The organism is Paraburkholderia sp. BR10954 (genome assembly GCF_040965775.1).
Classification (GTDB): domain Bacteria; phylum Pseudomonadota; class Gammaproteobacteria; order Burkholderiales; family Burkholderiaceae; genus Paraburkholderia; species Paraburkholderia youngii.
The window spans coordinates 1-337 of record NZ_JBFRCK010000263.1 but is presented as its reverse complement, the minus strand read 5'-3'; the positions used below and the strand labels follow the sequence as shown (position 1 = coordinate 337).

General features: G+C 57.9%; 1 protein-coding gene and 1 pseudogene. Both read right to left on the bottom strand.

The features are described 5' to 3' along the window. A pseudogene (locus AB4Y34_RS42170) lies at positions 1–82 on the bottom strand (IS6 family transposase); the annotation flags it as partial. A 58-nt stretch (positions 83–140) separates the two neighbouring features. Next, the coding region (locus AB4Y34_RS42165) for a transposase (protein WP_368719345.1) at positions 141–337 on the bottom strand (197 nt) is incomplete at its 5' end.

Genomic DNA, 337 nt, shown 5'->3' with positions numbered 1-337 from the left:
CATCGAGCGGATAGTGCAGTCGCTTCAGAACCTTCGCAAGTCCTGGGGCAAGGGCCGTTCGTGGCGTCGGTGCCTTCTTCATCATCGGGTCAGTACCGGTTCGTCAGACGCGCATTCTAGCGTCCCCCCACTAGAGCGTGTTAGGAACTTTGAAGTACTGGCACGGCGTGGACAAGCATGAGCATTGCGAAGACGACGAAATGAAGCCCTGCGAGAGTTTCGGGAAGCCGTTCATAGTCACGTGCGAGACGCCGGAAACGGTTGAGCCAGCCAAAGCTGCGCTCGACCACCCACCGGCGGGGGAGCAGAACGAAACCCTTTTTCGTTTCTTCGAGTT